Genomic DNA, 7,610 nt, shown 5'->3' on the forward strand with positions numbered 1-7,610 from the left:
TTCAACGACCGCTCCTGTCCATCGACAAAAACCAGCTTGTCTTCAAAGATAATCGCCTTCTCACCGGTCGGGCAATGCTCTTCGCAGACCAAGCACTCCTCTTGGCGGGCAAAGGGCAAACAACGGTTTTTATCAAACACCGCCAATCCGATGACCGTTTTCCGTTTCTCCGCAATCGGCAGCTTACGAATCGCTCCGGTCGGGCAAACCTGTCCGCAGAGCGTACAGTTATATTCGCAGTAACCGAGCCGAGCCTTCAAGAGCGGTGTCCACAGGCCCGTGGTTCCGGCTTCTATCAGCGCCGGATGCAACGCCTGACCGATGCAGACTTTCATACATTCACCACATCGGACGCAGCGACGCAAGAACTCCGCCTCACCAAGCGCCCCCGGCGGCCGGATCAAGTAGGGATTAAGCTTATAGCTTTCCGGGGCAATCCGAGTCACCGGAGCGATCACCGCTCCGGCCGATACCGACAGCAACAGATCCCGCCGTGAAAGGTCGACCCTTTTTTGTTTCGGCCGAGGGCCGGTGAGAACAAAGCTTACCCGCTGCTGGGGACAGTAATCGTTGCAATCAAGACACTCGATGCATTCTCCGAGAGCCTGCCCGGTTTCTTTGACTGCATCCATTCGACAATCGCGCTCACACTTGCGGCAATCATCACACAAACCATCCGGTAGCCTAACCAGCAACGCCCGGCTGCTGCAGATTCCGAGCAAAGCACCCAGTGGGCAGAGGTTTTTGCACCAGAATCGCCGTTCGACCCGCTCTAGCAGCAGAATCAATAAAAATACCAGCAGGGTAAACAGGCCGAGGCTATAGCTCGGCTGGAAAAAGGCCATCAGGTTGTCACGAAAAACCGGATAAACATCGTTCAGGACCGGCAAGTTGTATTGATAACTGACCTCGAACAAGCCGTTCATCGCCAAGTTATAGGCTGGATAAATAGAGAGAGTCAGAGAACGCAAGAAAATAGCCAGCGGGTCGAAGATCCCAAGCAATTGCACGCCACCGAAACTGGCAACCGTCAATGTCAGTAGCAGCAGATATTTTACTTTGCGCCAGCCACTATTGCACATATTTCGTCCGCGCCCGATCAGTTTCCCACAGCCGTCGATCGCCGTGCCGAGCGGACAGACCCAGCCACAGAAAAACCGACCGAATACGGCGGTTAAAATCAGTAACATCAGAGCCGGCCAAAGCGCCCAGCTAAATGGTCCGGGGGCAAGGAAATCTGCCAATGCCGCCAGTGGATCGATTCGGAACAGTAGGCTGACCGGATAGGGCAGTTCATCCAAGCCGCGGTATTCGGTCTGCACAAACAACCAGAGAAAACCGAGCAGGCAGAGCAACTGCACCAGCCGGCGTAGATTCGCATTCGACAGGGAAATTTTCACACCATCTGCATCCGCTTAAGATCCATCACACCCAAACCCCGCTTGGCCGCAGCCGCCACCGTCGGGATATCCTCCGGTTTATAGCCGAACAGCGTCGCAGCCACGCTGTCGGCAGCAACAATATCGCTGGAGGCAATCAGGGTGTTGCGCCATTCAACATCGCTCAAATTCCCTCCTTGCGGACCGTTCCTCAGCAGAATCCGCGTTGCATCGACCAGAGTCAGATCGGAATGCACCACAAGATTGATATCGGTCACCGCATCTCCAATCCGACGGTGCAAACGCCCGCGGTTGCCGCCGATCACCCCCATGATGTTTTTCATCCCCAGGGTCAGGGTCGAGATCGAATGATCCTTGGCGACCGGCAGATTGATAAAACTGTCCGCCTCGATCGCCGGCCGGTAAAATTCCCAGCTGCGCAGCTCTTGCCCCTCTTTGATCGCCACCTGCTGATAGGCACGACGATCCATATGCTCAATCCGCACCCGATCACTGTCAAGCGACTCAACTGCAGCCTGAATTCCGCTCTGCACGTAGCAACGCCGCGGATCGTTGCAGGGGTTGTCAAAAACCTGCACCTTCGCCGCCCCAGCTTCCAGACACTGCTCGATAACCGCCTTGACCACCTCTGGATGGGTATTGGCCCCCTGTTCCACGGTCCGGTCCCAACCGATGTTCGGCTTGACCACCACCTTATCGCCCGTCTTAACGAAACGGCCGATGCCACCGAGCGCACTGATGGTTTCATGCACCAGCTGCGGGATATCGGTGCCTTTTCGCACCGCTACTACCGATACTGCTGCAGCAAACGCTGGAGAACTCCGTAGATCGACGACCGGCAAGCCACCCAAAACGAGAGTACTTAGAATCGTATTACGGATAAATTGACGTCGATTGAGTGTGGACATTACTCCTCCCACAGAAATAAGCTCATTTAGGAACCCTAATGGAAGGCCCGGCAAAAAGCAAGCAGATGACTTCGGCATACGAAATCTGGAAACCGCTTTTCAGCCTTTTTCCTTTCATTCATTATGCCGCGAAAAAGGTTGGAACCCAACCGAAGAAAATCGGGCATTGTTGCTAAGCCGCCTCTTCCTTCGGTTTGCGCAGTAACAACAAAAACGGAATCACCGAGAGAAAGGCGATGCCGATGATCCAGAAGATATGGTTGTAGGAAAGCATCCCCGCCTGTCGTTGGATAGTGCGGTAGAGCATCCCCAGTGCCGTCTGCTCGGCCGCACTCTGCGGCATTCCACTGTCCAATGCAGCCTGGGTCAGGGCGGCCAGCTTTTCCTGAAAAAGCGGGTTCATCGGGTTGGCGTGGGCGACCAGCACATTCTGGTAAAACTGGCTAAAGCGTTGCAGCAGTGTGGCCGAGACGGCGATGCCGACGCTGCCGCCGATGTTGCGCAGCAGATTGTACATGCCGGTGGCATTGCCCATCTCCGGTCTCGGAATCACCGACAGCGTGGTAGTCGACAGCGGCACAAAGATCATCCCCAATCCGAGGCCCAACACCATGCGCGGCCAGACAAAATCCCAGTAGGAGGCTTCGAGGGTAAAGCCCTGCATGATAAACATCGAGGTGGCGCCTATACAGAGCCCGCAGAGAACGATATATCTCCCCTGTACCCCGCGCGACAAAGCTGCTCCGACAAACGGCATAACGCAAAGGGTCACTACCCCGCCCGGCGCCAGTACCATTCCGGCACGGGTCGCATCGTAGCCCATCAGGGTCTGTAGAAACAACGGGATCAACATAATAGCGCTGTAGAGACAGAATCCAAAGACGAACATCAGGAAGTTACCCGCCGAGTAGGAAACATACTTGAACAACCGCAGGTTGACGATCGGGTGCGGATGCCGCAATTCGGCCAAGATCAGCGCCATCAGGGAAATCAGCGCCACCAGGCTGAAGAGAATGATGAAGCTGGAGGCGAACCAGTCCTCCTGCTGCCCCTTGTCGAGCACCAGCTGCAGTGAACCGAAACCGAGGACCAAGAGCGTCAGTCCCCAGTAGTCGATGGAGATCTTCTGCTTGATTTTCAGGTATTCGGGGTCAACCAAAAAGGCAGCGGCCATGATCACGGCAATCACCCCGATCGGAAAGTTAATATAGAAGATCCAGCGCCAGTTGAGCTGGTCGGTGACGTAGCCACCCAGCGCTGGTCCGATGATCGGGCCGAACATGGCGCCAATACCGAAGATCGCCATCGCCATCCCCTGCTCCTTGGGCGGAAAGGTCTCCATCAGGATTGCCTGACTGTTCGGGATCAGAGCCCCGCCGGCTGCCCCCTGCAAGATGCGAAAGAAAATCAAGCTGCCCAAGTTCGGAGCTGCACCACAGAAGAAGGACGCGAGGGTGAACAGGGTGATACAGGTGATCAGGAAACGCTTACGGCCGAACATCCGTGACAGCCAGCCAGTCATCGGCAACACCACTGCGTTGGCTACCAGGTAGGAGGTCAGTACCCAGGTGATCTCGTCGGTACCTGCGTTGAGGCTCCCTTTCATGTGCGGCAGGGCAACGTTGGCTACTGAGGTGTCGACGATCTCCATGATTGTCGGCAGCATCACCGTGATGGTCACCAGCCACTTGTTGATGTTCTTCGCCTCGCTCATCGATTAGTGCCCAGAGTTTCTCAATTGAACGGGTTCAGATGTTCGAGAATGTCGCCCAGACTGCGCCCAGTGAAGATGATCGGCTCGACGCTCATGCCGACCCGCAGCTGATGTTGCGGATCGCTGTTGGGATCGATCGTGATTTTCACCGGGACCCGTTGCACCACTTTGACGTAGTTGCCGGTGGCATTTTCCGGAGGCAGAAGCGAGAAGGCAGCGCCAGTCCCGGCCATGATGCTGTCGACTTTGCCGGTGAAGATTTTACCGGGATAGGCATCGACACGGAACTCAACCCGTTGCCCCGGCTCCAGGTAGGTAAGCTGGCGCTCCTTGTAATTAGCGATAATCCAAGGTCGCTCTAGCTCGACGATTGCAAGCAACGATTGTCCGGGCTGAACGTTGTTCCCAAGCTGCACCGACTTGCGGGTTACGTAACCGTCGACCGGGGCTACAATCCGAGTATAGGACAGGTTGAGGCGGGCCAACTCCAACTCGGCAGCCCGCTCGGAAACCCGCGCCTGCTGATTGTTGTCGTTCGCACCGAAGCGGGCCTTGGCGGCCAGTAGCTGCTGGCGAGCCTGTTCCAGACTGGCCTTGGCAACCTGATGTGCGGTCTTCAGCTGTTCCAACCTTTCTTTGGGGATTACCTCGCGGTCGTAGAGGGCTTCTCCCCGCTTCTGGTCGGCAGTGGTCTGGTCGAACTGAGCCTGTGCTCGTTTCACGATCGCGGTAGCGGCTGCCACGGCAGCCTGCTCTTCCTCGGTGGTATTTTTCGCCAGTGCCATCCGTGCTTCTGCCTTGGCCACTTGGGCTTGATAGTTGGCCGGGTCGAGAGTCACCAGCAGCTCGCCGGCAGCTACCCGCTGGTTGTCACTGACCGGTACCGCAATTACCTGCCCGGCAATCCGGGCGGAAACCCGATGGATATGATTTTCGATAAAGGCGTCATCGGTGGCCAGCTCGATTTTGCTTTTGAACCAAAGCCAGCTTCCGATCATCGTACCTAAGAGGATCAACAGCAGCAGCACAAGGCCGATCCGGTGCCGACGCTTGCCATTCCCGTTGCCGTTATTTTCTTCAGATCTTTCAGCACCCAGCTTGTTCTCTTCCATCTGGAGCTGGTTTTCCGTTGGCTTCATACTACTCTCCTTCAGAGGGTGCCAACGGCGTGGCTTACCCGCGCCAGAGCAACCCGATAATCGAACTGCGCCCGGGCCAAATCGGTGCGAGCCTGGGTCAGAAGGGTTTCTGCGTCGAGGACTTCGGTGGCGGTGCCGACCTGCTCACGGTAACGGTTCTGGTTAATGCGCAGGTTTTCCTCAGCCAGTTCGATGGCCGTTTGAGCTACGGCAATTTTCATGGCCCCGACCCTGGCGTCGTTGCGGGCGGTCCGCTCGGCCAGCCGCGCTCTCTCCCGTAACTCGGCAATATGCAGACGTTCTTTATGAAGTGTTTCCTGCGCACGACTCAAGCGTGCGTCTCGAGCCGAACCATCGTAGAGGGTGAATTTCAAACCAATGGTCGCAGAGTAGATGGTCTTCTCCTTGACGTAGCTGTTGTCGACGTAATCAGCACCGAAGTGGGCATAAAGCTGTGGCCAGAAATCGCCCTTGGTCTGCCGCAGTCTCGCTTGAGCGCTGTTGATCAGCTCGGTTTGGGCAAGCAGATCTGGACGCTGCTCTGCCAAATCAGTGGGGAACTCTGGCACAGGAAGCATCGTTCCGTCGCTCAGTTCGCTTCTCGCCCCAGCTGGCCTAGCGGTCAGATAGTTGAGTTCCAACCAAGCGTTGTTCTCTTCCCCCTGCCTGGCAAACACCTGTTGCCGGCTGGCGGCAAGCCGTACCTCAGCCTGCAGCAGATCGTTTCTAGTGACCACTCCCTGTTGATAGAGTGCCAAGGCGGTTTCGCGGTGTGCTTCGGTCTGAGTTACCTCATCGCGTGCCGCCTGCAGCAGAGCCTGGGAGGTCAGCACCCGGTAGTAGGCGGCCACGGTGCGCAGCAACACATCCTGCTCCAGGGAAGCATAGCTGTGATCTGCCGCCCGCCAGCTGGCATCAGCCGCCTCGATCCGTCCGCTTGAGCGGCCGAAATCGTAGAGCAACTGATCGACGCCGATACTGACGTGGGGATAATTACGCTCTTGTGTCGGAGAGCTGCTGTCGCCGATAACGACCTGCTGAGCTGCCTGCTGCTCTGTGTAGCCGGCGTTCAGCTCCACCTGTGGCCTGTAAACACTCTTGCTTTCCTTAATCACGATTTCAGCCAGGCGTGGGCCGCTGGCTGCTTCCTGCAGCAGTGGGTTGTTGTTGCGGGCCAGTTGCAGGCAGGTATCCAGAGTCAACATTTCGTTCGACAGGGCCGGACTGGAAAAGCAGCACAGAACGAAAATCGAAAAAAGATACCTAGTCATCGCAGGCCCCTCGCATTCGCTTGAGAAGTTGACAAAGCTGCTCGTATTCATCAGCGGTTAAATCTGCACTGATCTGCTGACGTAGGCTCATCGCCAGTGGGGTAAGCTCGGCTTCTAGTTTTCGGCCAGCTGCGGTGAGGGTGACCAAGTAGGCTCGCCGGTCACCGGGGTGTGGGATTCGAGCGACCAAGCCCTGTTTTTCCAACCGATCGATCAGCCCGCTTAAGGTAGTCCGGTCAACCTCGGTTTTTTCTGTCAGTTCGGTCTGCGACAGGCCATCCCGCTTCCAGAGAAAGGCGAGCAGGGCAAACTGCGGCGGAGTAACTCCATGCGGCATCAGTATGTCGCGAAAACGGGCAAAAAGGCGTTGGTGAGCCTTGGCTAGCAAAAATCCAACGCTCGTTTCAATATCGAAAGGCATCGTGATCTCCCTTTGTTTTAATACGGACTATCAGCATACTGCATAAATGTTTTTTTTGCCAGACAATGCTGTTTTTACCTTTTCAACGTAGCCCGACGCACAAATCAACGTAAGCGTCCCAGTAACTATCCCCCGGCAAAGCCGGGGGCTTTAAAGGTGAACCGCTCAAAGCGGTGGGCTCATACCTTGGGCCGCCTAAAGGCGGCTAGTTGAGCAGTTTCAATTGATCGACCCTGCGATCTTCTCGCTCCTGATCACGAATGTACTGGCGGATTACTTCCTCGTCGCGACCTACCGTAGAAGCAAAGTAACCTCGTGCCCAAAAGTTCTCCCCGGTAAAGTTCCGAGTACGCTTCCCAAACGTTCGGGCGATATGAATTGCACTCTTGCCCTTGATATATCCAACGACCTGAGCTACCGCGTATTTCGGCGGGATCGCCACATATACATGGACGTGGTCTGAGCACAAATGACCTTCCAAAACCAAACTTTCTCGTTGTCGAGCCAGTTCTCGTATCACTTCGCCGAGGTGCTCTCGGATTCGACCATAAAGCACCTTTCGACGGCACTTCGGTATCCAGACTATGTGGTACTTGCAGTCCCATACCGAATGACATAAGCTTTGTACGTTGTTCAACGGAAGCCTCCTTTTCTGGGAACTTTGAGCGGTTCACAGATGGGAGGCTTTCAATTACTTCCGGAACTGTCAAACTTTTAGGGTCCCCCGGCAAAGCCGGGGGGTTTCCTTACGTACTAA

General features: G+C 55.8%; 7 protein-coding genes. All 7 read right to left on the reverse strand.

Annotated features, from left to right (window positions below; genetic code table 11):
• The coding region (locus Q7J88_RS12405; protein ID WP_303722548.1) for a 4Fe-4S binding protein at window positions 1–1,400 on the reverse strand (1,400 nt) is incomplete at its 3' end.
• On the reverse strand, window positions 1,397–2,308 hold the full coding sequence (locus Q7J88_RS12410; RefSeq protein ID WP_303722549.1) for a DUF362 domain-containing protein: 912 nt from the start codon (window positions 2,306–2,308) through the stop codon (window positions 1,397–1,399). The genes Q7J88_RS12410 and Q7J88_RS12405, both read right to left, overlap by 4 nt.
• Window positions 2,309–2,480: 172 nt before the next feature.
• Complete coding sequence (locus tag Q7J88_RS12415; RefSeq protein WP_303722550.1) at window positions 2,481–4,022, reverse strand: DHA2 family efflux MFS transporter permease subunit; 1,542 nt, start codon at window positions 4,020–4,022, stop codon at window positions 2,481–2,483.
• Window positions 4,023–4,042: 20 nt separating this feature from the next.
• Window positions 4,043–5,161, reverse strand: a complete 1,119-nt coding sequence (locus Q7J88_RS12420) for an HlyD family secretion protein (protein WP_303722551.1) — start codon at window positions 5,159–5,161, stop codon at window positions 4,043–4,045.
• 11 nt (window positions 5,162–5,172) lie between these two features.
• Window positions 5,173–6,432, reverse strand: a complete 1,260-nt coding sequence (locus Q7J88_RS12425) for a TolC family protein (protein ID WP_303722552.1) — start codon at window positions 6,430–6,432, stop codon at window positions 5,173–5,175.
• Window positions 6,425–6,853, reverse strand: a complete 429-nt coding sequence (locus Q7J88_RS12430) for a MarR family winged helix-turn-helix transcriptional regulator (RefSeq protein WP_303722553.1) — start codon at window positions 6,851–6,853, stop codon at window positions 6,425–6,427. The genes Q7J88_RS12425 and Q7J88_RS12430 overlap by 8 nt, the downstream gene beginning before the upstream one ends.
• 205 nt (window positions 6,854–7,058) lie before the next feature.
• Window positions 7,059–7,490, reverse strand: a complete 432-nt coding sequence (tnpA, locus tag Q7J88_RS12435) for an IS200/IS605 family transposase (RefSeq protein ID WP_303722554.1) — start codon at window positions 7,488–7,490, stop codon at window positions 7,059–7,061.
• Window positions 7,491–7,610 lie beyond the last annotated feature (120 nt).

It is taken from the genome of Malonomonas rubra, from assembly GCF_003247215.1.
GTDB classification, from domain to species: Bacteria; Desulfobacterota; Desulfuromonadia; order Desulfuromonadales; family Geopsychrobacteraceae; genus Malonomonas; species Malonomonas rubra_A.